Origin of the sequence: Novosphingobium sp. BW1, assembly GCF_008107685.1 — a bacterium.
GTDB lineage: Bacteria > Pseudomonadota > Alphaproteobacteria > Sphingomonadales > Sphingomonadaceae > Novosphingobium.
In genome coordinates this window covers 1-508 of record NZ_VIRF01000111.1, presented here as the reverse complement: position 1 = coordinate 508, position 508 = coordinate 1, and the positions used below count along the sequence as shown (strand labels likewise).

The 508-nt window shown below is 60.2% G+C and carries 1 protein-coding gene; it reads left to right on the top strand.

Translation table 11 applies throughout. The annotated features are described in order from the left end of the window. Window positions 1–46: 46 nt before the first annotated feature. Window positions 47–508: hypothetical protein (locus FMM79_RS20150; RefSeq protein ID WP_148629309.1), on the top strand; the 462-nt coding region annotated here is incomplete at its 3' end.

The window sequence follows — 508 nt, the reverse complement described above, 5'->3', positions numbered from 1 at the left end:
TCTTTTGCTATTGCTGGAGCCGATTGCGTTGGAGACGATTTCGGCGATGAAAATTCCGACAGTGATGGTTCTGATGGCGGCCCTCCTGCAGCCGGTCTCAGCCTTCGGCGAGACCGAATGGATAGGCGGCGCGAGACAATGGTCGGTCGGCATTGCCAACGAGAGCCCGCATCCCTATTGCCGCCTGCTGTGGGACAGCGAGATCGGCAAGACCATGGAATTCCGCCAGAGCGCGACCGAGACGTTCTGGCTGGTCGCAAAGAACACATGGGACATTCCGGCCGGCACCAAGACCGAGGTGACGCTGACCGATCGTACGGTGACGAAAGTCATCGCTGCCGATTTCTTCGACAAGAACACGCTTCGCCTCTGGGGTCCGGCCAGCAAGGGGAGCGCCGGGCTGAAGAAGATCATCAAGAATTCCTTTGCCGGAATGCCTGACGTGCAGATCACCTTTGCCGGCGACGAAGGCGACTGGACGCTGCCGCTCTCGCGGGTGGAGCAGCTC